Annotated in this window: 20 protein-coding genes; 11 read left to right on the forward strand and 9 right to left on the reverse strand. The window is 60.0% G+C overall.

All coding sequences use genetic code 11. The annotated features are described in order from the left end of the window. The first annotated feature begins 52 nt into the window (after positions 1-52). Entirely contained in the window at positions 53-934 is an 882-nt protein-coding gene (locus CK910_RS20280; protein ID WP_098984498.1) for a DMT family transporter, read from the forward strand. Positions 935-1,040: 106 nt separating this feature from the next. On the opposite strand, the gene pgm is transcribed toward CK910_RS20280, so the two are convergent. After that, positions 1,041-2,705: a phosphoglucomutase (alpha-D-glucose-1,6-bisphosphate-dependent) gene (gene pgm / locus CK910_RS20285; RefSeq protein WP_098984499.1), complete on the reverse strand. Its 1,665-nt coding sequence runs from the start codon at positions 2,703-2,705 to the stop codon at positions 1,041-1,043. 57 nt (positions 2,706-2,762) lie between these two features. Next, the gene (gene seqA / locus CK910_RS20290) at positions 2,763-3,272 is read right to left on the reverse strand and encodes a replication initiation negative regulator SeqA (RefSeq protein WP_172955376.1); all 510 of its coding nucleotides are present in this window, start codon (positions 3,270-3,272) and stop codon (positions 2,763-2,765) included. A 288-nt stretch (positions 3,273-3,560) separates the two neighbouring features. On the opposite strand from seqA, the gene CK910_RS20295 reads away from it, so the two are divergent. Genes CK910_RS20295 through fldA form a run of 4 tightly spaced genes read left to right on the forward strand, consistent with a single transcriptional unit; the run spans position 3,561 to position 5,483 of the window. After that, positions 3,561-4,325: an alpha/beta fold hydrolase gene (locus CK910_RS20295; protein WP_098984501.1), complete on the forward strand. Its 765-nt coding sequence runs from the start codon at positions 3,561-3,563 to the stop codon at positions 4,323-4,325. A 55-nt stretch (positions 4,326-4,380) separates the two neighbouring features. Beyond that, positions 4,381-4,602 (forward strand): DUF2788 domain-containing protein, encoded by a 222-nt coding sequence (locus CK910_RS20300; protein ID WP_042036907.1) that lies wholly within the window; start codon positions 4,381-4,383, stop codon positions 4,600-4,602. Positions 4,603-4,622: 20 nt separating this feature from the next. Then, positions 4,623-4,919, forward strand: a complete 297-nt coding sequence (gene ybfE, locus CK910_RS20305) for a LexA regulated protein (RefSeq protein ID WP_098984502.1) — start codon at positions 4,623-4,625, stop codon at positions 4,917-4,919. Positions 4,920-4,958: 39 nt separating this feature from the next. Next, positions 4,959-5,483, forward strand: a complete 525-nt coding sequence (gene fldA / locus CK910_RS20310; RefSeq protein ID WP_017412672.1) for a flavodoxin FldA — start codon at positions 4,959-4,961, stop codon at positions 5,481-5,483. 71 nt (positions 5,484-5,554) lie between these two features. Here fldA and CK910_RS20315 read toward each other — a convergent pair whose 3' ends face one another. Next, on the reverse strand, positions 5,555-6,028 hold the full coding sequence (locus CK910_RS20315) for a DUF4442 domain-containing protein (RefSeq protein WP_172955377.1): 474 nt from the start codon (positions 6,026-6,028) through the stop codon (positions 5,555-5,557). A gap of 244 nt (positions 6,029-6,272) precedes the next feature. Here CK910_RS20315 and fur point away from each other — a divergent pair, with 244 nt between their 5' ends. Continuing rightward, complete coding sequence (gene fur, locus CK910_RS20320) at positions 6,273-6,701, forward strand: ferric iron uptake transcriptional regulator (protein WP_042036904.1); 429 nt, start codon at positions 6,273-6,275, stop codon at positions 6,699-6,701. Positions 6,702-6,803: 102 nt separating this feature from the next. Here fur and glnS read toward each other — a convergent pair whose 3' ends face one another. The 3 genes from glnS to nagE form a co-directional block, all read right to left on the reverse strand. Next, positions 6,804-8,465, reverse strand: a complete 1,662-nt coding sequence (gene glnS, locus CK910_RS20325; RefSeq protein WP_098984504.1) for a glutamine--tRNA ligase — start codon at positions 8,463-8,465, stop codon at positions 6,804-6,806. Between the two features lie 349 nt (positions 8,466-8,814). Next, entirely contained in the window at positions 8,815-11,478 is a 2,664-nt protein-coding gene (locus CK910_RS20330; protein WP_098984505.1) for a beta-N-acetylhexosaminidase, read from the reverse strand. A 121-nt stretch (positions 11,479-11,599) separates the two neighbouring features. After that, a complete protein-coding gene (gene nagE / locus CK910_RS20335) occupies positions 11,600-13,054 on the reverse strand; it encodes an N-acetylglucosamine-specific PTS transporter subunit IIBC (protein WP_042872488.1) in 1,455 nt (484 codons plus the stop codon). Positions 13,055-13,327: 273 nt separating this feature from the next. Between nagE and nagB the strand changes: the two genes are divergently transcribed. From nagB to nagC, 3 genes are read left to right on the forward strand one after another with little or no spacing between them, the layout of a single operon-like run. Further along, entirely contained in the window at positions 13,328-14,128 is an 801-nt protein-coding gene (gene nagB, locus CK910_RS20340; protein WP_042872490.1) for a glucosamine-6-phosphate deaminase, read from the forward strand. A 9-nt stretch (positions 14,129-14,137) separates the two neighbouring features. Then, positions 14,138-15,283, forward strand: coding sequence for an N-acetylglucosamine-6-phosphate deacetylase (gene nagA, locus CK910_RS20345; protein WP_098984506.1), 1,146 nt, complete (start codon positions 14,138-14,140; stop codon positions 15,281-15,283). A gap of 4 nt (positions 15,284-15,287) precedes the next feature. Continuing rightward, positions 15,288-16,502, forward strand: a complete 1,215-nt coding sequence (gene nagC, locus CK910_RS20350; RefSeq protein WP_042872493.1) for a DNA-binding transcriptional regulator NagC — start codon at positions 15,288-15,290, stop codon at positions 16,500-16,502. Between the two features lie 72 nt (positions 16,503-16,574). Here the strand turns inward: nagC and CK910_RS20355 are convergent, their stop codons facing one another. From CK910_RS20355 to aspS, 3 genes are all read right to left on the reverse strand, one after another. Next, a complete protein-coding gene (locus CK910_RS20355) occupies positions 16,575-18,191 on the reverse strand; it encodes a phosphoethanolamine transferase (protein WP_098984508.1) in 1,617 nt (538 codons plus the stop codon). A 286-nt stretch (positions 18,192-18,477) separates the two neighbouring features. After that, complete coding sequence (locus tag CK910_RS20360; protein ID WP_043557237.1) at positions 18,478-19,218, reverse strand: YebC/PmpR family DNA-binding transcriptional regulator; 741 nt, start codon at positions 19,216-19,218, stop codon at positions 18,478-18,480. Positions 19,219-19,310: 92 nt separating this feature from the next. Then, on the reverse strand, positions 19,311-21,077 hold the full coding sequence (gene aspS / locus CK910_RS20365; protein WP_098984509.1) for an aspartate--tRNA ligase: 1,767 nt from the start codon (positions 21,075-21,077) through the stop codon (positions 19,311-19,313). A 432-nt stretch (positions 21,078-21,509) separates the two neighbouring features. On the opposite strand from aspS, the gene CK910_RS20375 reads away from it, so the two are divergent. Together CK910_RS20375 and cmoA are read left to right on the forward strand one after the other, a co-directional pair. Next, a complete protein-coding gene (locus tag CK910_RS20375) occupies positions 21,510-22,358 on the forward strand; it encodes a DUF72 domain-containing protein (RefSeq protein WP_098984510.1) in 849 nt (282 codons plus the stop codon). Between the two features lie 388 nt (positions 22,359-22,746). Then, positions 22,747-23,490 carry a carboxy-S-adenosyl-L-methionine synthase CmoA gene (cmoA, locus tag CK910_RS20380; protein WP_098984511.1) on the forward strand — a complete coding sequence of 248 codons (744 nt, stop codon included), beginning with the start codon at positions 22,747-22,749 and terminating at the stop codon, positions 23,488-23,490. Position 23,491 lies beyond the last annotated feature (1 nt).

Here is a 23,491-nt window from a genome sequence, read left to right on the forward strand (position 1 = left end):
AATCCAGGACTAGATTATCTTTACTTAAAGATACTTCACAAAGAGATAAATCATGCCTCTGCTGATCGCCCTGCTGGCTCCCCTGCTGTGGGGCAGCACCTATGCCGTCGTCAGCCTCTATCTGACCGACTACTCCCCCTACTGGGTGGCGGTGTGGCGCGCCTTGCCCGCCGGGCTGCTACTGCTGTTGCTGCACCCGTGCCTGCCGCCCCTGCCATGGGGCAAGCAATTCCTGCTGGCGTTTTGCAACATAGCCGCCTTCTTCGCCCTGCTGTTCGTCGCTGCCTTCCGGCTGCCGGGGGCCGTGGCGGGCACGCTCGGCGCCACACTGCCGCTGGTCTTGATGTTGCTGGCCTGGCTGCAGGATGGCACGCGGCCCAGCCTGAAGTGGCTGCTGCTGGGGTTGATGGGGCTGGCCGGGGTCTTGCTGCTGCTCAATCCCTCCGCCAATCTGGATCCCGTAGGCGTGACCTGCGCCCTGCTGGCCACCCTGCTCATCGGCCAATCCAGCCGCTGGATGCAGCGCTGGCCGGTGAGCGATCTGCTGGCGCTGACCGCCTGGCAATTGCTGCTCGGCGGCCTGATGCTGATCCCGCTCGCCTGGTGGCTGGCCGGCCCCATGCCGCTGCCCCATTCGGCGAGTGCGCCAGGGCTGATCTGGCTTATTCTGCTCAACACGGCACTGGCCTACTGGGCCTGGCTGTGGGGGCTCAAGCGCCACGGCCCGGAAGTGATGGGCATGCTGGCCCTCACCAATCCCATGGTGGCAGTCTCCTGCGGCGTGCTGATGGTGGGTGAAACCCTGGATGGCCGCCAGTGGCTCGGCATAGGGGTGATCCTGCTCTCCCTCTTCCTGATGAAGCTGCCGGCGCGGCCCTTCTTCAAGCGCTGGCAGGCCCGCAGGGCAAGCACGGGCCAGTGCGACCAGGCGTGAGTGCCAGACCGCCTCGGCCGAGAGGAATAAAAAAGAGGAGCCATTGCGGCTCCTCTTTTGGTTTTGAGTCAGTTTTTATTTAGCTTTACAGTGGCTTGATGCTGACTCAGACGCCCGCTTTGGCCAGCGCAGCGGAGACGATCTGCTGGGCTTCCTGCTGTATGAGGTCCAGGTGTGCCTCGCCCTTGAAGCTCTCCATGTAGATCTTGTAGATGGACTCGGTGCCGGAGGGGCGCGCCGCAAACCAGCCGTTTTCGGTCACCACCTTGAGACCGCCGATGGCGGCGTCATTGCCCGGCGCCCGGGTCAGCTTGGCGATGATGGGCTCACCTGCCAGGGTAGAGGCTTCAACCAGCGCCGGGTCCAGCTTGGAGAGCACGGCTTTCTGGGCACTGTTGGCCGGGGCGTCGATGCGGCGATAGCTGGAGCGACCGAACTTGGCTTCCAGCGCGTCGTAGTGGGCCTGGGGATCCTTGCCGGTCACGGCCAGGATCTCGGCGGCCAGCAGCGCCAGAATGAAACCATCCTTGTCGGTGGTCCAGACGGTGCCGTCCTTGCGCAGGAAGGAGGCGCCAGCGCTCTCCTCGCCACCAAAGCCGAACTCGCCGCTGTAGAGACCATCCACGAACCACTTGAAGCCGACCGGCACCTCTTTCAGGGTGCGGCCAATCTCGCCGGCGACCCGGTCGATCATGGAGGAAGAGACCAGGGTCTTGCCGACCGCAGACTCTTTCGACCAGCCGGTTCTGTGGGTAAACAGATACTGGATCGCCACCGCCAGATAGTGGTTAGGGTTCATCAGCCCCGCCTTGGTGACTATGCCGTGACGGTCGTAGTCAGGGTCGTTGCCAAGGGCGATGTCGAACTTGTCTTTGAGCGCGATCAGGCTCGCCATGGCGAACGGACTGGAGCAGTCCATCCGGATCTTGCCGTCCTTGTCCAGGGTCATGAAGGAGAAGGTAGGGTCGACCTTGTAGTTCACCACCTCTATGTTCAGACCATAGGTCTTGGCGATCACGTCCCAATAGGCGACACCTGAGCCACCCAGCGGATCCACACCTATCTTGATACCCGCTTTCTTGATGGCGTCCAGATCCAGCACGTTTTTCAGGTCATCCACATAGGGGGTGACGTAGTCGTGCTCAACCACGAACGGGCTCTTGAGCGCATCGGCAAACGGCATCCGTTTCACCCCGGCCAGGCCGGCTTCCAGAATGGCGTTGGCGCGGTCTTCCACCCACTTGGTGATCTCCCCTTCAGCGGGACCGCCGTGGGGCGGGTTGTATTTGAAGCCGCCATCTTCCGGCGGGTTGTGGGACGGGGTGATCACCACGCCGTCCGCCAGCGCCGCCGGCTTGCCAGCCCCTTCCTTGCCAGCGTTGTGGCGCAGGATGGCGTGAGAGATGACCGGGGTCGGCGTGAAGCCGAGGCCTGCCTGAATGCGCGTCTCGACCCCGTTGGCGGCCAGTACTTCCACCGCGCTGGCAAAGGCGGATTCGGACAGGGCGTGGGTGTCCATGCCGACAAACAGCGGGCCCTGGATGCCGGCCTGCTGGCGATATTCCACCAGTGCCTGGGTCACCGCCAGGATGTGGGATTCGGTGAAGGCGTTGTGCAGGGCGCTGCCACGGTGGCCGGAGGTGCCGAAGGCTACCCGCTGCTCGGGGCGGCTCATGTCCGGCTTGTTGAGGTAGTAGGCGCTGACCAGACGGGGAATGTTGGTCAGGTCACTTAAACGGGCCGGCTGACCGGCGTGGGAATGCTGTGCCATGGCGTTGTCCTTGCTTGATGGCGGCCTTGCCCGGCAAGGCCTGAGTCTGATGAAGCGTTAAATTGCGCTGCACACCTGCGCGATCACCTCTTCGCCATAGCCCATGCTGGCCATCAGCTGGGCCACCATGTTCTGCTTGCGACTGGTATTGGTATTGGTGATCACCCAGAACGGGGTCTGTGGCACCGGCTTGGGCTTGGTGGTGCTGCCGCTGGCACGCAGTGCCTCGGGATCCTGCGAGAAATAGACGCGCTTGCGCCCCTTGATTTCGGTGGCCTGGGTAAACCCGACCGGGTCATCCCGATAGAGGGTACTGAGCACCTGCATGAAGCGGTTGATGGACTTCTCTTCTTTTTGCAGCTCACCCGAGTCGAGCAGGGCCTGCAGCCCTATGGGGTCGGCGACGACGCGCGGCTGGGCAATGACGACCGGCTCGGCCGGCGGCACTGCGATGTGCGTGGGGTGTTCCAGCAGACGGCGCAGGATATCGGAGGCACTCTCACCAATGTGCCGGGTCTGGCTGGCGATATAGAAGTAGAGATCGTCATCAAGCTCGATGGTTTTCATAGGGATGCGCTGGACTCGTCGAAATTCGGATGCGGCGATTATACATAGGCAAACCCGGCAGCCCAAGCCAAGGGCTGGCAGATGTGCATGAATCTCATCGAGAATACGGCATAATGGCGGGCCAAGTGTGTGATCCTCCGCACTGATAGCGCATACGGGGCCATTTTTTTGAAAAAAAACCACAAAAAAATGCCTCCCAGGGAATGAAATCCTTTTCTTTCAGTGTGTTAAAAAACAGGCGAAAAAGCCCACGACCGGCAAGGTGTCATTTTGCAACAAAACTCATTATTGAACTTCAAGGAACAGGGCCAGGGCCAGGCTGTCGTGCTGATCCACGGTCTGTTCGGCAGCCTGGACAATCTGGGGCTGCTGGCCCGCGCACTCGGCGAGCACTATCGCGTCATCAGCGTGGATCTGCGCAACCATGGCGCCTCCTTCCACTCAGGCGAGATGAGCTATCCCCAGCAAGCCGCCGACGTGCTCGCCCTGCTCGATGCCCTGGCGCTGGATCAGGTGGCCCTGGTCGGTCACTCCATGGGCGGCAAGGTCGCCATGCAGCTGGCCAAGCAGGCCCCCGCCCGGATCGGCAAGCTGGTGGTGGCCGACATAGCGCCGGTCGCCTATCCCCATGCCCGCCATCAGAATGTGTTTGCCGGCCTCAACGCCACCCTGCGCCAGCCGGTGCAGAGCCGCAGCGAGGCGGAAGCCCTGCTGGCCCAATACGTCGAGATCCCCGGCGTGCGCCAGTTCCTGCTCAAGTCTTTCGCCAAGGGGGAGTCAGGTTGGGGCTGGCGCTTCAACGTGCCGGCGCTGGAGCGCAACTACGCCAACATCATGGGCTGGCCCGACGACCAGAGCCGCTTCGAGGGGCCCGCACTCTTCATCAAGGGGGGGGATTCTGACTACATGCAGCCCCAGCATACCGAGACTGTGATGGCGCAATTCCCGGCGGCAAAGGCCCGGGTCATCGCCGGAACCGGCCACTGGCTGCACGCCGAAAAGCCGGTTTTGTTCAACAAATTGGTTGTGGATTTCCTGTCGACAGGCGGTTAACAGTTTCAAATCCTTTGTGATATAGTGCGCCCGTCATAAGGAGTGTGCGCAATCCATGCTGAGTGAACATATCGATCTTATCGAGAGTCTGGGCCTGAAGTTGTTCTTTCTGGCCATTTTCATATTGATTGGCCTGGCCATTCACGACGTGCTCAAACGCGGTAATGTGCCCCGTTTCGGCCGACTCATCGTCTGGTTGGTTCTCTTTCTCGGTTGCGCGGGTTTTGTCGCCAAGGGGCTGATCGAATTGGGCTGGGAAGGCTCAGGGATCGGCTAACTTATTTTCATCTGTGATGTATGGCCAAACAGCAAACTGATCGAACAACACTGGATCTGTTCGCAAATGAGAAGCGCCCCGGCAGGCCAAAGACCAATCCACTCCCCCGTGAGACCCAGCTCAAGATCAACAAGCGCAACCAGCTTAAGCGCGATCGAGAGAATGGCCTGAAACGGGTTGAGTTAAAGGTGGAGGCCGAGTTGCTGGAGCGCCTGAACCAACTTGCGTTACAACAGAACGTCAGCCGAGCCGAGCTGATCCAATCTATCCTGAAGCAACAGATTGAGTCTGCTTTCGCAGTAGGCATCGCAATCTGACCGTTAAGCATTAACACCAGATACGGGTAACTAAACACTATGGCTAGTGTAGGTCTGTTTTTCGGCAGCGATACCGGTAATACCGAAGCTGTCGCCAAGATGATCCAGAAAGAACTGGGCAAACAACTGATTGAAGTCCGTGACATTGCCAAGAGCAGCAAGGCCGACATCGACAGCTTCGATCTGCTGATGTTCGGTATCCCGACTTGGTACTACGGCGAAGCCCAAGCCGATTGGGATGACTTTTTCCCCGAGCTGGAAGAGATCGACTTCACCAACAAACTGGTCGCCATCTTCGGATGCGGCGATCAGGAAGACTATGCCGAGTACTTCCTCGACGCCATGGGCACACTGCGTGACATAGTCGAAGCCAAAGGCGCCATCATCATCGGCAACTGGCCAACCGCAGGTTACGAGTTTGAAGCCTCCAAGGCTGTGGTGGATGACAAGCACTTCGTCGGTCTGGGTATCGACGAAGATCGCCAGCCGGAGCTGACCGCCGAGCGCGTCAAGGGCTGGTGCAAGCAGCTGCATGAAGAGATGTGCCTGGCCGAGCTGGAGTGATCCGGCAAGCCAGCCACCTCTGACAACAAGGGCCCCATCGGGGCCCTTGTTGTTTCTGCAACATGCCCTTGCTAGCCGCCCCTGTGCTCGGGTTTGGCGCGCACATAGAGGGTGCGTTTGACCTGGGCCACCAGCTCGCCGCCCTTGTCCTGCACCGTTACCTCGAACTCGGGGAAGTGCTTGTTGCCCCCCTCGGTCGCCGCCGCTATCTCGGCCAGCTTGCCGTCGGTCAGGTTGAATTCGGCCACCAGCTTGCCCTTGCCCGGCTTGATGTAGTTGATGCTGCCCGCCTTGTCCCAGACGTAATAGCGGTTCTTGAAATAGCCCATCAGCATCAGCGGATAAATGGGGTCCGTCATAGCAAACATGCTGCCGCCAAACTGGGTACGGTTGGCGTTCTTGTTCCACCAGCGGGACTTGAGCGTCACCCGGCAGTAGCGAAAATCATCGCTCAGCGCCTCTATCTTGATGCCTGCGCCCCAGAAGGGGGGCCAGGCGTTGAGGGCGCGGCGCACCCAGGCCGCGTTGTCAAAAAGCCAATCCATGGATCTCATCCGACCAGACAATGAAGAAGGTTACATCTTATCAACATTCGACGGGCGAGCAAGCCGGTGCCGCGATTTCACCAATTCGGCCAGATGGCGGACTTTGCGCTAAAGCCCTTGAATTACTGGGTTTATTTTTAGGTAAGCTACGACCTATAATGACAGGCCAAGCGAGTTCGTGGTTGCCATTCCAGCGGCAGTCAATCAGAATAACCACACCTTCGAGAATGCGAATAAGTAGAATATGGCAGACAACAACCAAGCGTTAAAAAAGGCCGGGCTCAAGATCACCTTGCCCCGCGTCAAAATCCTGGAAATCCTGCAACAGCCGGATTGCCAGCACACCAGTGCGGAAGATCTGTACAAACGACTGATCGACCAGGGTGAAGAGATTGGTCTCGCTACCGTATATCGCGTTCTCAACCAGTTTGATGATGCCGGTATTGTTACCCGTCACCACTTCGAAGGGGGCAAGTCGGTGTTCGAGCTGGCCACCCAGGAACACCACGACCACCTGGTCTGCCTCGATTGTGGCAAGGTGATCGAGTTCTCCGACGAGGTGATCGAGCAGCGTCAGCGCGACATCGCCAAGCTGCACAACATTCGCCTGACCAATCACAGCCTCTATCTGTACGGCCACTGCGCCAACGGCGACTGCAAGCACGACGATTGATAACGGCTTGCACCGGTCAATAAAAAAGCCAGCATAGCGCTGGCTTTTTTTGTGTCCGCAATCCGGACAAGAAGGGACAGGGTCTCCCCTGCCCTCTGCTTGTCAGACCTCGGCCTTGCCCCAGACGTCACGCAGGGCCACGGTGCGGTTGAACACCAGGTGCTCGGCGCTGGAGAGCTTGTTGTCGGCGCAGAAGTAGCCTTCACGCTCGAACTGGTAGGCAAACTCCGGCTTGGCGTTCTGCAGGGAGGCTTCCACGCGGGCGCCTTCGATGATCACCAGGGAGTCCGGGTTGAGCGCCGCCTCGAAGTCAGCCTCGGCACCCGGGTTCGGCATCTTGAACAGACGGTCATAGAGACGGATCTCGGCCGGCAGGGAGTGAGTGGCGGAGACCCAGTGGATCACGCCCTTCACCTTGCGGCCATCGGCCGGATCCTTGCCCAGGGTCTCGGGATCGTAGGAGCAGTAGATGCAAGTCACCTTGCCATCCGCATCCTTCTCGACCCGCTCAGCCTTGATCACATAGGCGTTGCGCAGGCGCACTTCCTTGCCCAGCACCAGCCGCTTGAACTGTTTGTTCGCTTCTTCTTTGAAGTCCGCTTCGTCGATGAAGATCTCGCGGGTAAAGTTCAACTCGCGGGTGCCCATCTCGGCGTTGTTCGGGTGCGCCGGTGCAGTCAGCACCTCGTCGGCCGCCAGGTTCTCGATGACCACCTTCACCGGATGCAGCACGGCCATGGCGCGCGGTGCATTCTCGTTGAGATCGTCACGGATGCAGGCCTCCAGCATGCTCATCTCGACTATGTTGTCCTGCTTGGTCACGCCGATGCGCTTGCAGAACTCGCGGATGGAGGCAGAGGTGTAGCCACGGCGACGCAGGCCTGAGACGGTCAGCATGCGCGGATCGTCCCAGCCATCCACGTGCTTCTCGGTCACCAGCAGGTTCAGCTTGCGCTTGGACATGACGGTGTATTCGAGGTTCAGACGAGAGAACTCGTACTGACGCGGGTGGCAGTCGATGGTGATGTTGTCCAGCACCCAGTCATACAGACGACGGTTGTCCTGGAATTCCAGGGTACAGATGGAGTGGGTGATCCCTTCCAGCGCGTCCGAGATGCAGTGGGTGAAGTCGTACATCGGGTAGATGCACCACTTGTCACCTGTCTGGTGGTGGTGGGCAAACTTGATGCGATAGATGACCGGATCGCGCATCACCATGAAGGGGGACGCCATGTCGATCTTGGCGCGCAGGCAGGCGCTGCCTTCGGCGAACTCGCCGTTCTTCATCTTGGCAAACAGCGCCAGGTTCTCTTCCACGCTGCGATCGCGGAACGGGCTGTTCTTGCCGGCTTCGGTCAGGGTGCCGCGGTATTCGCGCATCTGCTCGGCAGACAACTCGTCCACATAGGCCAGACCCTTTTCGATAAGCTCGATGGCGTAGCCGTGCAGCTTGTCGAAATAGTCGGAGGAGTAGCAGATCTCGCCGTTCCACTGGAAGCCGAGCCACTGCACGTCCTGCTTGATGGACTCCACGTATTCGATGTCTTCTTTCACCGGGTTGGTGTCATCGAAACGCAGGTTGCACTGACCCTGATAATCACGGGCGATGCCGAAGTTCAGGCAGATGGACTTGGCGTGGCCGATATGGAGATAACCGTTCGGCTCGGGCGGAAAACGGGTATGCACGCTCTTGTGCTTACCGCTGGCCAGATCTTCATCAATGATCTGACGAATAAAGTTAGTTGGGCTGTTCGCCTGACTCATGGCTCACCTCAAAAATGCGTCACTGGCGGAAGTTGTGCCGGCTGGCACCCTCATACCCCCGCCGTCAAGCCGGTTATGATCCCTCATTACGCGCCCTGTCTCAACCTGAATTTACCCAATTCGGGGCGCGGGCAGGCCAAAATGGCACGCGCCCGCCGGCTGGATGTCATGGCGGATAAAAAAAGACCCCGCACTGGGCGGGGTTCAAGGTGATGAAAAAACAAAAACAGACAATACACACACACAACAAAGGCTCACACGCACAGTCAACCTTTCCCAAGGCCGATACGTTATCGGGCTTGGGAAAGGCGGGTCTTGCGACCCACCTTGCGTTAACGGTTGACTGCTATCAGTTCAGCTCGGTGACGCGGCTGGTGCGCTTGCCATCGAAGCTGGTGGTACGCAGGTAGACCTTGCCGGTCACGCTCGGCTTGGCCGCGGCGTCGTAGGCACTCCAGCTCTTGCCGTCCAGGCTGTACTGGATGGGCAGGCCCGGCAGATCCACGTTCGCTTCCAGCTTGCCGTCGATGACCTTGGCGCCCGGCACCGAGAGACGATACTCGACGCCCTGGACATCCAGTTTCGGCAGGATGCGCTGACCCAGCAGGTTGGCGAACTGGTTCCACTCCTTGTTCAGGGTGGCCTTGTTGACATGCTTGGTCTCACCGGAGAACTCGCGACCCTTCACATAGTTCAGCTCGAAGCCACCCTTGTGCCAGGCACGCTCGGCCATGGAGAAGATGCGCGGGTAGACCATGTACTCGTATTGAGCATCGGTACGCACGGTTTCACTCCACTGCTGACCGGAGATCCCGCGGAACTTGACCGGATCCTGGTCACCCTTGGCCACGAAGGCGTTGCCGTCGCGGTCAACCGAAGTCTCGGCGTTCTGCGGCAGGTTTTCCGGGGCGAAGGCGAACACCTTGCGGGTGTCGTTGACGCGGGTTGCCCAGTAGTAGCCGCGCTCGGCCGGGTGTACCTCGTTCGGGAAGTCGAAGTAGAGGTAGTCCGGGTTGGAGAGCACGACGTCATAGCCCTTGTGCACCCACTTCATCGCCTCGTTGAAACCACCCCAGTAGAGGGTTTCCCAGAAGTTGACCACTGTCTTGTCGGTGGCAAAATCCTTGGCGCTATTGGCGTACTTGAGGCCATCTTCCCATGCCTGCAGGGTGGAGAAGCCACGGCTCTTGGCCAGCTCGCTCACTTCCTTGGCGAAATAGACAGGCAGCTCGGCCACGTCCTTGATCTTGCCATCGTCGATCATCTTCTGGCAGACCGGCGACTTGCCGAACGGCTTGTCCTGCTTGCTGGAGTCGACGTTGCCCTTCCAGGCGACCAGCTCTTCTTTCTTGGTGACGGCCGGATCCTGATAGCCACCGCCCTGCATGATGTTCTTCGCCTCGTCACCACCGTAGTGCCAGGCAGTCAGCGGCTGGCCGGCGGCCTGGTGCATCTGGGCCACTTCATCCATCACCTTGCTCACGAAGGTGGCAGCACCCGGCTGGCAAGGGTTGATGAAGGACATCTTGTCGTAGAACTGCACCGAGGTGACGTTGGAGGTATCCGCCGGGTCGGTCAGACGGAACTGGTTGGCTTCCGCTTCTTTGCCCTCGGCCATCAGACGCTGGTAGCGCGCCTCCATGGAGACCACGGCGGCACGAGCGTGGGCCGGCATGTTGATCTCGGGGATCACGGTCACGCCACGGGCCTTGGCATAACGCACCAGGTCGATGTAGTCGGACTTGCTGTAGAAACCGGAGCCCTGGTTGTCGCTGGTCGGGCCGGAACCCAGCTGCGGCATCAGGCACTTGGTCTCGGAGAGATCATGACAACGCTGGCTGCCCACGTCGGTCAGCTCCGGCAGCCCCGGGATCTCCAGACGCCAGCCTTCATCGTTGGTCAGTCCCAGGTGCAACTTGTTGAGCTTCATGGCCGACATCTGGTCGATCAGCTTGTGCAAGGTTTCCGGGCTTCTGAAGTGGCGGGCCACGTCGGTCTGCATGCCGCGGTATTCAAAGCGCGGCGCATCCTCGACGCTCATCTGGCTGACCAGCTTGTCGTTGACCCCCAAGAGGGAGATCAGGGACTGCGCGCCCCAGAAGGCGCCTTCGATGTCATGACCCTGGATCACAGTGCCTTTCGGGCCTACGGTCATGTCATAACCTTCGGCCTGCTTGAGCTTGCTGCCGAGCTTGACGGTCACTGGATAGCCGGTGTCGGAGAGGGTAACACCCAGCTTGGTCAGTTGAGCCTTCAGGGCGTCGGCGCGATCGCTCGGCAGGTCCAGCGCATTGAGCTTGATGGTGGAGAAGTCAACCTGCGGGCCCGCCTTGATGACTTGCTTGAGCGGGGTCGGCAGTATCTGGTCATCGATCTTGCTGGCCGGCAGCAGGCTGCTGGTCAGGTTGGCGGCGAAACGGGTTTCGCTGTTCATCAGGATGTTGTTGTCATCCTTGGTGCGCTTCCAGCCATCGGCCGGCATCGGCTTCTCGTAGGTGCTGGCGTCATCGATGTTGCTCATGCTGGCCAGTACTTTCGGCTCGGCACCTTCGCTGGCGACATACCAGTTCGGCATGATGTCAGATTCGAACAGTACCCAGTATTCCACCACCAACGGCACTTCGACCGTGGCATCCTTGGCAAAGCCCTTAAACTGCTCGGTTGGCGTCAAACGATAGAGGTCGCCGGTCAGATGGGTGATGGTGAACTGGTCGTTGTCGACCCGCTGGATGCGACGGATGGAGGAGACATAGATGCTCCAGTCCTTGGAAGTCACGTCAGCACCTGTATTGGTCAGGTGCAGCTTGGCAACGCCACAGCTCGCCCACTCGGAACCCAGCGCCTGGCAATCGAGGCCGGCGCCGGCACCGTCGTTGGTGACGACTTCGTACTTGACGACGAGGTTGCTGGCGAGGGAATCGACCACGGCTTGCTTGGCGGCATCGGCTGCCTGTACCTGGCTGACGAAAACGGTAGACATGGCAATGGCTAACAGAGAATGTTTCAAGTTCATAACTGCTGCTCTCATTTGAAGTAAAGGTTGGAATTTCTTGGCTTTTTTTATATTGGGCCCCGAGGCGGGGCCCTAGTTATGTCAACAATGGACTTAGACTTGAGGCGAGCTTGGCGCCCGATTAACGCAGGGCCTTCATCTCACCGGCGATGATTTCGGCCAAGGGGCCCAGAATCACCTGCAGGTTCTGTTCACCGAGCTTGACCACACCGGCCGCGCCCAGAGCTTTCAGCTTGCGCTCATCCACTATGCTGCGGTCTTTCAGGGTCAGACGCAGACGGGTGATGCAGGCATCTATGGTGACCAGGTTCTCTTGACCACCCAGCACTTCCAGATACTGGCGAGCCAGTTCGGTGCGGTCTGTGGTTTGAGCCTGTACCGGTACGGCTTCGTCATCTTCACGACCCGGGGTTTTCAGGTTGAACTTGACGATGACGGCACGGAATATGACGTAGTAGAGGCCGAAGAACACCAGACCCTGTGCCAGCAGCATGTACCAGTGAGTCGCCAGCGGGTTGCGGCTGGAGAGCACCATATCCACCAGACCGGCACTGAAGCCGAAACCGGCAATCCACTGCATGCTGGCGGCGATGAACACGGACAGACCGGTCAGCAGGGCGTGGATGACGTAGAGCACGGGTGCCACGAACATGAAGGAGAATTCGAGCGGCTCGGTCACACCGGTGAAGAAGGCGGCGAAGGCGGCGGCGATCATGATGGATGCAACCTTGTCCTTGTTCTCTTTCTTGGCGGAGTGATAGATGGCCAGCGCGGCGCCCGGCAGACCGAACATCATGATGGGGAAGAAGCCAGCCTGGTACATACCAGTGACACCCACAACCGCTTTACCGGCGTCGATGGAGGATTGGCCACCCAGGAAGTTCGGGATGTCGTTGATGCCGGCCACGTCGAACCAGAACACTGAGTTCAGGGCGTGGTGCAGACCGACGGGGATCAGCAGGCGGTTGAAGAAGGCGTAGATACCGGCACCGGTAGAGCCCAGGTTGACGATGGATTCACCAAAACTCACCAGACCACCGTAAATGACCGGCCAGACGGCCATCAGGATGAAGGCGACGACTATCATCACCACTGAGGTCACGATCGGCACCAGACGACGGCCAGAGAAGAAGGCCAGCGCCTTGTGCAGTTCGACGCTGCTGAAGCGGTTGTAGAGCTCGGCGGCGATCACACCGGTCAAGATACCGATGAACTGGTTCTCAATCTTGCCGAATGCGGCAGGCACTTGATCCAGCGGGATCTGCTGGATTTGCGACACGGCGCCCGGGCTCAGCAGTGTGGTCACCACCAGGTAGCCGACCAGACCGGCCAGCGCGGCGGAACCGTCTTTATCCTTGGACATGCCATAAGCGACACCTACAGCAAACAGTATGGCCATCTTGTCGATAATGGCGGCACCCGCCTTGATCAGGAAGGCAGCCAGCGCGCTGTCACCACCCCAACCGTTCGGATCAATCCAGTAGCCAACCCCCATCAGGATCGCGGCGGCAGGCAATACCGCTACCGGCACCATCAGGGCACGGCCGATCTTTTGCAAATAACCGAGAATGTTCACGGTTCCTCTCCTTAGTTAATGTTTTTCTAGAAATTAAGTGCTTATCACGTTTGACGCATAAGCCATCAAGGCTTGTTTGGCAGTCTAGGGCTTTTATTTCGCTGCGCAAATTAATAAACGTATATTCGTGATCATTATCACCCAAACGAGATAAAGGTAGCGGATACATGTGGCTTAGTTCGCAATCTTTATTTACGCTATAAAACAACTTGAATCCGTCTCAGCCTATTTGCCGCCGACACCCCGGCAGCAACCCGTACAGAGGTATCTACAATGCGCCTGATCCCGTTGAAATCTGCCAGCCAAGTGGGCCTGTGGTCTGCCCGTTACATCGTTGACCGTATCAATGCGTTCAAACCCACTGCTGATCGCCCCTTCGTACTGGGCCTGCCCACCGGTGGCACCCCGCTCAACACCTACAAGCGCCTGATCGAGCTGCATAAAGCGGGCGAGGTGAGCTTCGAGCACGTGGTCAGCTTCAACATGGACGAATACGTCGGCCTGCCGGAAGATCACCCCGAGAGCTACCACAGCTTCATGCACAACAACTTCTTCTGTCACATCGACATCCGCCCCGAGAACATCAACATCCTCAACGGCAACGCCCCGGATCTGGTGGCCGAGTGCAAGCGCTACGAGGAGAAGATCAAGTCCTACGGCAAGATCAACCTCTTCATGGGCGGCGTCGGCAATGACGGCCACATAGCGTTCAACGAACCGGCCTCTTCCCTCTCCTCCCGTACCCGGGTCAAGACCCTGACCGAAGACACCCGCATCGCCAACTCCCGCTTCTTCGGCGGCGACATGGAGCAGGTGCCCAAGCTGGCGCTGACCGTGGGTGTCGGCACCCTGATGGACGCCGAAGAGATCATGATCCTGGTGACCGGCCACGGCAAGGCCCAGGCCCTGCAAGCCGCAGTGGAAGGCAGCGTCAACCACATGTGGACCATCTCCACCCTGCAACTGCATCCGAAGGGAATGATGGTGTGCGACGAGCCCTCCACCATGGAGCTCAAGGTCAAGACGGTGCGTTACTTCCAGCAGCTGGAAGCCGCCAACATCGGCCGTCTGTAAGGAGCCACCATGTACGCATTGACCAACTGCACCCTCTACACCGGCAGCTGTGTGCTGACCGGTTACGGGGTGGTGATCGAGGGCGACAAGATTGTCGCCATCTCCCGCCGGGCCGAACTGCCCGCCGGTATCGAACAACATGATCTGCACGGCGCCAACCTCTGCGCCGGCTTCATCGACGTGCAGCTCAACGGCTGCGGCGGCGTCATGTTCAACGGCCACATCACCACCCAGACCCTGGCGACCATGCAGGCCGCCAACCTGAAATCCGGGACCACCAGCTTCCTGCCGACCCTGATCACCAGCCCGGATGCGGACATGAAGCAGGCCGTCGCCGTGACCCGCGATTACATGGCCGCCCACCCCAACGAGGTGCTGGGCGTGCATCTGGAGGGGCCCTACACCAACCTCAAGCGCAAGGGCATTCACCCGGCCGAGCAGATCCGCCAGCCCGCCGACGAGATGATCGACTTCTTCTGTGCCAACAGCGACGCCATCGCCAAGATCACCCTGGCGCCGGAGCGCAACAAGCCGGAGCACATCCGCCAGCTGGTGGAAGCGGGCATCCTGGTCTCTGCCGGCCATACCGCCGCCAACTACGATCAGGCCATGGCCGGCTTTGACAACGGCATCCGCTTTGCCACCCACCTCTACAACGCCATGACCCCGACCGTGAACGGCCGCGAGCCGGGCGTGGTGGGCGCCATCTACGATCGCAAGGATGTCTATGCCGGCGTCATCGTCGATGGGCATCACGTGCACTGGGCCAATGTGCGGCTGGCCCACAAGATGCTGGGGGATCGGCTGGTGCTGGTCACCGACGCCACCGCCGCAGCCGGGGCGCCGGAAGGCTTTGAGAAGTTTGATTTTTGTGGCGCAACCGTCTATTTCCGCGATGGTCAGTGCGTCGACGAGAATGGTACACTCGGCGGTTCTGCCCTCACCATGATTGAAGGGGTGGAGAATCTGGTCAAACAGGTCGGATTACCGCTCGATGAAGCACTGAGAATGGCCACCCTATATCCCGCTCGCGCCATTGGATGGGACTCACGTCTCGGTAGTATCCAGGTCGGAAAAATAGCCAACCTGACTGTCTTTGATCAGGCCTTCACGGTCTGCGGGACCGTGGTTAACGGACACTACACAACACAGTGACACTATGACTGGCGGACAAATAGCAAACGTAGATCTTATCAAGCAGGTCAACAGTGCGGCCGTATATCGGCTCATCGACCTGCAAGGCCCCATCTCGCGGGTCAAAATTGCCGAGTTGAGTCAGCTGGCCCCGGCCAGCGTGACCAAAATAACCCGGCAACTGATCGAACATGGCCTGATCAAGGAGACCTCACCGCAAGCTTCTACCGGCGGGCGGCGCGCCATCTCCCTGACCACCATCAAGCATCGCTTTCAGTTTGTGTCCGCCAAGCTCGGCCGCGGCTATCTGCAGCTGAGCCTGTACGATCTCGACGGCAAGGAGCTCGATCAGCACATCACCCAGGTGACCGAGATCGACCAGCAGCCCGTGGTCGACATGCTGCTGCGCGAAATTGGTGCCTTCATCGACGCCCAGCAGGAGCGCAGCCGCAACCTGATCAGCATAGCGCTGACCATGCCGGGTCTGGTCAATCCGGAATCGGGCATGGTCATCTATACCCCCAAGTACCAGATCCGCAATCTGGCGCTGGCCAAGCTGCTGGAGAACCACTTCAACCTGCCCTGCTACGTGGGCAACGACACCCGCTCCCTGGCGCTGGCCGAGCACTTCTTCGGTGAATCCCGCGACTGCATGGACTCCATCCTGGTGAGCGTGCACCAGGGGGCCGGCTCCGGCATCATCACCAAGGGCAAGGTATTCCTCGGTCAGAACCGCAACGTCGGCGAGATCGGCCACATCCAGGTCGAACCGCTCGGCAAGCGCTGCCACTGCGGCAACTTTGGCTGTCTGGAGACCATCGCCTCCAACGAGGCCATCGTCGACAAGGTGAAGGAGCTCATCAGCCGCGGCCACCTGAGCTCGCTGCAGGAGAAGCACATCACCATCCAGGAGGTGTGCAAGGCCGCCATGGCCGGTGATGAACTGGCCCGCAGCGTGATTGAGAACGTGGGTGAGCATCTGGGACGGGCGGTGGCCATCACGGTCAACCTGTTCAACCCGCAGAAGGTACTGATCGCCGGTGAAATCACCGCCGCCGAAGAGATACTGTTCCCGGCCATCCGCCGCTGTGTCGAACACCAGTCACTGCCGAGCTTCCACCGTGGCCTGCCCATAGTGAAGGCGCGCTTCCAGAACCAGCCCACCATAGGCGGCTTCGCCCTGGTGAAGCGGGCCCTGCTGGAGGGTGATCTGTTGCAGATCATCATGGAGCAGAAGTAAGGCGCTGGCCTTACGAGATAAAAAAACGGCAGCCAGTGGCTGCCGTTTTTTTATTGTGTGCTGTTCGCCGGGTTAGCCCGCCCGGCACGGTTTGAACAGATCCAACGCGCCATCATAGACGCGGGTCTGCACATCCATGATCCCCAGCATTGAGTGGAACAGGTTGTCGTGGGAGAAGCGCTGGCTGGCCGCCTCCTGCTGCAGGCAATCCATGTTCAGCCGCCGATCCGCCTGCAACTGGGGGGAGAGCCAGGTCAGCAGCGGCACCCGGGTCTGATCGTCCGGCGCGAACTTGTAGGGGGTGCCGTGCAGGTAGAGCCCCATGGCACCGAGGGACTCGCCGTGATCGGAGAGATAGACCAGCCCCACGTTGTAGTCGTTCTGCAGCGTCTTGAGCTTGTCGATCAGCCGTGCCACCACCTTGTCGGTGTAACGTATGGTGTTGTCATAGCTGTTGACCAGCTCTTCATTGGTGCAGTTTTCGATGTCGCTGCGCGGGCAGTCCGGCACGAAGAATCGCTCGGAGGCGGGGTAACGCCGATAGTAGGTCGGGCCGTGGCTGCCCATCAGGTGAAAAGCCACCAGCTTGTTGCCCTTCATCTGCGCTATCTGCTGATCCAGCCCCTCCAGCATCACCTCGTCGTAGCAGGAGCCTCTCTGGCAATACTGCGGGAACGCCTTGGCCTCTATGTCTATGGTTGGCACGTTCTTGCACACCCCCTTGCAGCCACCGTCGTTCTCCTTCCACAGCACGGAGATGCCGGCGTGTTGCAGCACATCCAGCATGCCATCCCGCGACTGGGCCAGGGTGTCGTCATATTCCCGGCGCGTGAGATTGGAGAACATGCAGGGCACGGAGACAGCCGTGGCTGTGCCGCAGGAGCGCACGTTGCGAAACGAGACCATGCCCGCCTCCTGCTCGGTGAAGCTGTTGGTCTGCTTCCCGTAGCCGTTGAGGGAGTAGTTCTGGCTGCGGGCCGTCTCCCCCACCACCAGGAACATCAGGGTCGGCTTGCCGCCCTGCCCCACCACTTTGGCATCCGTCCCCAGCGGCTGGTACGGGATGGGGGTAGCAAACAGTATATCCGTGGCATAGCGATAGAGACCGTGCACATAGTTGGCGGGCACTATCTCCTTGCCGAGGGACTTGTTGTTGCGCCCGACCGAGGCGTAATCCTGGTAATAGAGTGCGGCCACCCCCACCAGAAACAGCAGCGACAGGGCGATGGAGCCAAGGCGCAACCCCAGTCCCTTATACCAGGGGCTGGGATAGGCTATTTTCACCCACAGCAAGGCCAGCGCCGGCAGCACGCCGGTCAGCAGGAACCAGAGCGCGACCGAGCCATTGAGGTAGGCCGTTGCCTCCCCGCTGTTGGTCTCGACTATGTTCTGCACCATGCTCACGTCGAAGATGACGCCGTACTTGAGCATGGCGTAGCTGACCACAGAGCCCATCAGGATCAGCAGCACGAAGAAGGGCTTGAGCAGATAGCGGAAGGTAAAGGGCAGAAACACCGCATTGAGCGCGGCCAGCAGCACCAAGGGGATAGAGAGGGCAAAGCCCGCCTTGACGTGCTCCAGCTGGGTGAGAATGTGGTAAAAGTGCAGGAAGATGGGCCAGTTGAACACCAGTGCAAACAGCAGCACCAGCAACAGATTCACCTTCATCACTCCCATGGTGATGCGCATAACGATACTCCGACAAACCAGGCAGGACTGGGGCCCCTGCATGGGGGCACCCGTTGTGAGTGCTCGCTTGCCGCGCACCTCTTCCTGAGGGCAAGCGCGGCAAGGGGCTGGGCGCCCGGACACGGCAGGCAGCTTAAGTCGCCAAACTTAAGGGAAAATTAAGGCAGGCAATGCCATGGTCGGCACGATCTTCAGGTGCCAGCTCATCATAAGAAAAACGGCAGCCGAGGCTGCCGTTTTAGCGGGGGCGAACAGAGCGTCGCCACCTGAGTGTTCACGGACCGGATTACAGGGTCGCGGCGACTTCGTCGGAGATGGAGCCGTTGTGGTACACCTCCTGCACGTCGTCCAGATCTTCCAGCATGTCGATGAGGCGCATCAGCTTGGGGGCGGTTTCCGCATCCAGCTCGGCTTCGGTGGAAGGGATCATGGTCACTTCGGCGCTCTCGGCCTTGAAGCCGGCGGCTTCCAGCGCATCCAGCACGGTACCGAAGTCGTTCGGGGTGGTGTACACCTCGATGGAACCATCTTCCTCGGTCACCACGTCATCGGCGCCCGCTTCCAGGGCCGCATCCATCAGGGCATCTTCATCGACACCGACGAAGGTCAGCAGACCTTTCTTGCTGAACAGGTAGGCGACCGAGCCGTCGGTGCCCAGGTTGCCGCCGCACTTGCTGAAGGCGTGACGCACTTCCGCCACGGTACGGTTGCGGTTGTCGGTCAGGCACTCCACCATGACGGCGGAGCCAGCCGGGCCGTAGCCTTCGTAGACTATGGTCTCGAGCTGCTCGCCGTCGCCACCACCGGCCCCACGTGCGATGGCGCGGTTGATGGTGTCGCGGGTCATGTTGCCGGTCAGGGCAGCCGCCACCGCCGCACGCAGGCGTGGGTTGTTGGCGGGATCCGGATCACCGATACGAGCCGAGGTGGTGATTTCACGGATCAGCTTGGTGAAGATCTTGCCGCGCTTGGCATCCTGAGCTGCCTTGCGGTGTTTGATGTTGGCCCACTTACTGTGACCTGCCATAGAGACTCTCCGTTATATTTTTTAGATTTCAATAACACAAAGTGACCGGGTAGGCCGCGCCGGGCGCGGCCGGGACTGTGCCGGATGCCGGCTTATTCATCACCCTTGACGGTCGTCGCAATCGCCAGTTCGCTCATCTGCGCCTGGTTGGCAAAGCTGGGGGCGTCTGTCATCAGACAGGCGGCCGCCGTGGTTTTCGGGAAGGCAATCACGTCCCGGATGTTGTCGGTACCGGTCAGCAGCATGCTGAGGCGATCCAGGCCGAAGGCCAGACCGGCGTGCGGCGGGGTACCGTATTTCAGCGCATCCAGCAGGAAGCCGAACTTGAGGCGCTGCTCGGCCGGGGTGATGCCGAGGATGTCGAAGACGGTGGCCTGCATCTCGCTGTTGTGGATACGCACAGAACCGCCACCCACTTCGTAGCCGTTGATGACCATGTCGTAGGCGTTGGCATAGGCGCTGAGCGGGTTGGCTTTCAGCTCGCTCGGGCCCAGGTTGCTCGGCGCTGTGAAGGGGTGGTGCATGGCCGCCAGGCCGCCTTCGCTGTCTTCCTCGAACATGGGGAAGTCGATGACCCACAGCGGCTTCCAGCAGTTTTCTACCAGACCCAGATCGCGGCCCACTTTCAGACGCAGGGCACCGATGGCATCGGCCACCACTTTCTTGCTGTCGGCGCCGAAGAAGATGATGTCGCCGTCGGCAGCGCCGGTACGGGCCAGGATCTCGCGCACTATCTCGTCAGACAGGAACTTGGCCACCGGAGACTGTACGCCTTCGAGGCCGTTGGCGGCGTCGTTGACCTTCATCCAGGCCAGGCCCTTGGCACCGTAGATGCCGACAAACTTGGTGTACTCGTCGATTTGCTTGCGGGACAGCTCGGCGCCGCCCGGGACTTTCAGGGCTGCCACGCGGCCTTTCGGATCGTTGGCGGGGCCGGCGAACACGGCGAACTCGACGGCGGTCAGCAGATCAGCCACATCGACCAGCTCCATCGGCAGACGCAGATCCGGCTTGTCGGAGCCGAAACGGCGCATGGCCTCGTCGAAGGTCATGATCGGGAAGTCGCCCAGATCCACATTCAGGATGTGCATCCACAGTTTGCGGATCATCTCTTCCATGATTTCACGCACTTGCGGCGCCGTCATGAAGGAGGTCTCCACGTCGATCTGGGTGAATTCCGGCTGGCGGTCGGCACGCAGGTCTTCGTCACGGAAGCACTTGACGATCTGGTAGTAACGGTCGAAGCCGGACATCATCAGCAACTGCTTGAACAGCTGGGGAGATTGCGGCAGGGCGTAGAACTTGCCCTTGTGCACCCGGCTCGGCACCAGATAGTCACGGGCACCTTCCGGAGTGGCCTTGGTCAGCATGGGGGTTTCGATGTCGAGGAAGCCGTGCTCGTCCATGAAGCGGCGTACGAAGGCGCTGGCCTTGGCACGGGTCTTCAGGTACTTGGCCATCTCGGGGCGACGCAGATCCAGGTAGCGATACTTGAGGCTGATCTCTTCGCTGTTGACCTGGTTGAAGTCCAGCGGCAGCGGCTCGGCACGGTTGATGATGTTGAGTTCGTGGGCGAACACTTCGATGGCGCCAGTGGCCATGTCGCTGTTGCGCTGGGAGTCCGGACGGGTACGCACCACACCGGTCACCTGGATGCAGAACTCGCCGCGCAGTTCGGAGGCCAGGGCGAAGGCGTCCGGCTTGTCCGGATCGAAGAACACCTGCACGATCCCTTCCCGGTCACGCATGTCGATAAAGATCAGACCGCCGAGGTCGCGACGACGATGGACCCAACCGCACAATGTAATGGTCTGCCCAGCATGGGCCTCATTGACCTGTCCGCAATAGATAGAGCGCATGGACTTCTTCCTTCGAAATTGTAGAGAGACGGTGAACCTGGGTCGCCGGGCACGACTGGCAAGCACCGTCTGTCTCACAGCTGGCCAGAGTCTTGTTCTTACCCGGTTTGAAATCTGTCTCATACCGTCCGATCCCCTGGATCGGACACCTGCCACCGATATCGGCTCGACCAGAGGCGGCTGGCAAGCGGCCGGGCAGTCGGTCAGAGGGCATCGGAAAGCGTCGTTGTTTGGCCAATTCATGGCCGCTACCGTCGCCACAATATGCGCACAGCGGCGTGAGTCACAACAAATTGGCAAACAAAAGGGCTGGCATTATAGAGGAAAACCCCCATTTGGGTAAAATGGCCAGCAGCCCCCTTTGCCCTGTTTTTTACATCTCAAGGCAAAAAATGGGCGCAAAACGAGATAAACCCGCAGACAGGATCCGTCATGAGCCTCTTTTTGGGCCTGCCACAATGGTCACACCCGGCCTGGCCCGGTCAATTATTGGGCGTGGGGGCCAAACCCGCCGAGCACCTCGCCCACTACGCCCGGGTGTTCAACACGGTAGAAGGCAACACCACCTTCTACGCCTCGCCGCCCCCGGAAACGGTGCTACGCTGGGCCGATGCGGTGCCCGCCCACTTTCGCTTCAGCTTCAAGTTTCCGCAGACCATCAGCCATCAGAGCGATCTGGTGAGCGCCGACAAACAGGTGAGCGACTTTATCCGCCTGCTGGAACCCTTGCATGACAAGCTGGGACTGCTCAAGCTGCAACTGCCCGCCCGCTTCGGCCCGAGCGGCCTTCCCCGTCTCGCTGAATTCTTCAACCGGCTGCCGACACAGTTTCGCTATGCCCTCGAAGTGCGCCACCCCGATTTCTTCGCCAAGGGCGAGGCGGAGCGCAGCCTGAACCGTATGCTGATGGAAAAAGGCATCAACCGCATCATGCTCGACAGCCGGCCGCTGTTCTCTGTGCCGGCCACCACGGCCGCCATGATAGATGCCCAGGGCAAGAAGCCCAGACTGCCGGTGCATCTGCTGGCCACCGCCAGCGCCCCCGTGGTACGGCTCATCGGTCTGCCGGATCCGGCCGCCAATCACCCCTTCCTGCCCAGCTGGTTGCCCCACTGGCGTCAGTGGCTGGCGGAGGGGAAGGATCTCTACCTCTTTATACATACCGCTGACAATGCCCAGTCACCCGAACTGGCCCGCCAGATAACCCGCCTGTTGGGGCAGGAGATGGCCCCCTGGCCGGGGGAAAACGATCGCGCGCGCCAGGGCGTGCTGCGCTTTTAGTCAGCCATTTCACAGGCTATCGGGCATGCGTAAAAAAAGCCGCTTTTTTGTGGCTGGACGGGGCTCGGCGTCAAGACAAACGCCCATCAATCCTCTACACTAGCGCCCCAAGCAAGGGGCCTTCGTTGACCACTGCAATTCATTGCAACAGACAGCACGGCTCCGAATAAGGGGCCTGCCGTTGACCACTGCAATTCGTTGCAACAGACAACGCGGCTCCGGATCAAGGGCCCGGATGATGGCCCATTGCGAACAGGGCCGGCCCGAAGGATCTCACGGCCAGCCACCCCGTTCGTAAACCGGTGATAAAACAACCCTGAAGGGTGTCACCCAACGACTCAATTGAACAAACAGTCGGTTCATATACCGGCTGTCAGGTTGCGCCAGCATGCATACCAAAGACCAGATTTTTGCCGCCCCCATCGCCCGATTGGGGGACTTTTGCTTTGACGAACAGGTCGTCGACGTCTTCCCCGACATGATCCAGCGCTCGGTGCCGGGTTACAGCAACATCATCTCCGCCATCGGCATGATGGCCGCCCGCTACGCCCAGCCCGAGAGCCGGCTCTATGACCTCGGCTGTTCGCTGGGTGCCGCCACCCAGGCCATGCGTCGCCACGTGACCCAGCCGGGTTGCGCCATCACGGCGGTGGATCTCTCCCATCCGATGATAGAGCGCGCCCGCGCCCACCTCTCCGGCTTCAAATCCGAGGTGCCGGTGGAGTTGGTGGAAGCGGACATCTGCGACGTCGAAATCGAGAACGCCTCCGTGGTGGTGCTCAACTTCACTTTGCAGTTCGTGGACCCCGAAAAGCGGATGACCCTGATCCAGCGCATCTTTGATGGGCTGCGCCCGGGCGGCATCCTGATCCTGAGCGAGAAGTTCCGCTTCGAGGATGCGCCGGTCAACGAGCTGCTCATCGATCTGCACCTGGATTTCAAGCGGGCCAATGGCTACAGCGAGCTGGAGATAAGCCAGAAGCGCAACGCCCTCGAGAACGTGATGCGCACCGACAGCCTGGAGATACACAGAGCCCGCCTGCGGGACGCCGGTTTCGTTCACCAGGATCTCTGGTTCCAGTGCTTCAACTTCGGTTCCATGATTGCCATCAAATCCAGCGACGCCAACTAAG

Origin of the sequence: Aeromonas sp. CA23, assembly GCF_002587065.1 — a bacterium.
Classification (GTDB): domain Bacteria; phylum Pseudomonadota; class Gammaproteobacteria; order Enterobacterales; family Aeromonadaceae; genus Aeromonas; species Aeromonas bestiarum.

Bases quoted from the DNA above. Each gene is read 5' to 3' on its own strand.
- CK910_RS20280 (WP_098984498.1), top strand. From the start codon at position 53: ATGCCTCTGCTGATCGCCCTGCTGGCTCCCCTGCTGTGGGGCAGCACC.
- pgm (WP_098984499.1), bottom strand. From the start codon at position 2,705: ATGGCACAGCATTCCCACGCCGGTCAGCCGGCCCGTTTAAGTGACCTG.
- seqA (WP_172955376.1), bottom strand. From the start codon at position 3,272: ATGAAAACCATCGAGCTTGATGACGATCTCTACTTCTATATCGCCAGC.
- CK910_RS20300 (WP_042036907.1), top strand. From the start codon at position 4,381: ATGCTGAGTGAACATATCGATCTTATCGAGAGTCTGGGCCTGAAGTTG.
- ybfE (WP_098984502.1), top strand. From the start codon at position 4,623: ATGGCCAAACAGCAAACTGATCGAACAACACTGGATCTGTTCGCAAAT.
- fldA (WP_017412672.1), top strand. From the start codon at position 4,959: ATGGCTAGTGTAGGTCTGTTTTTCGGCAGCGATACCGGTAATACCGAA.
- CK910_RS20315 (WP_172955377.1), bottom strand. From the start codon at position 6,028: ATGGATTGGCTTTTTGACAACGCGGCCTGGGTGCGCCGCGCCCTCAAC.
- fur (WP_042036904.1), top strand. From the start codon at position 6,273: ATGGCAGACAACAACCAAGCGTTAAAAAAGGCCGGGCTCAAGATCACC.
- glnS (WP_098984504.1), bottom strand. From the start codon at position 8,465: ATGAGTCAGGCGAACAGCCCAACTAACTTTATTCGTCAGATCATTGAT.
- CK910_RS20330 (WP_098984505.1), bottom strand. From the start codon at position 11,478: ATGAACTTGAAACATTCTCTGTTAGCCATTGCCATGTCTACCGTTTTC.
- nagB (WP_042872490.1), top strand. From the start codon at position 13,328: ATGCGCCTGATCCCGTTGAAATCTGCCAGCCAAGTGGGCCTGTGGTCT.
- nagA (WP_098984506.1), top strand. From the start codon at position 14,138: ATGTACGCATTGACCAACTGCACCCTCTACACCGGCAGCTGTGTGCTG.
- nagC (WP_042872493.1), top strand. From the start codon at position 15,288: ATGACTGGCGGACAAATAGCAAACGTAGATCTTATCAAGCAGGTCAAC.
- CK910_RS20355 (WP_098984508.1), bottom strand. From the start codon at position 18,191: ATGCGCATCACCATGGGAGTGATGAAGGTGAATCTGTTGCTGGTGCTG.
- CK910_RS20360 (WP_043557237.1), bottom strand. From the start codon at position 19,218: ATGGCAGGTCACAGTAAGTGGGCCAACATCAAACACCGCAAGGCAGCT.
- aspS (WP_098984509.1), bottom strand. From the start codon at position 21,077: ATGCGCTCTATCTATTGCGGACAGGTCAATGAGGCCCATGCTGGGCAG.
- CK910_RS20375 (WP_098984510.1), top strand. From the start codon at position 21,510: ATGAGCCTCTTTTTGGGCCTGCCACAATGGTCACACCCGGCCTGGCCC.
- cmoA (WP_098984511.1), top strand. From the start codon at position 22,747: ATGCATACCAAAGACCAGATTTTTGCCGCCCCCATCGCCCGATTGGGG.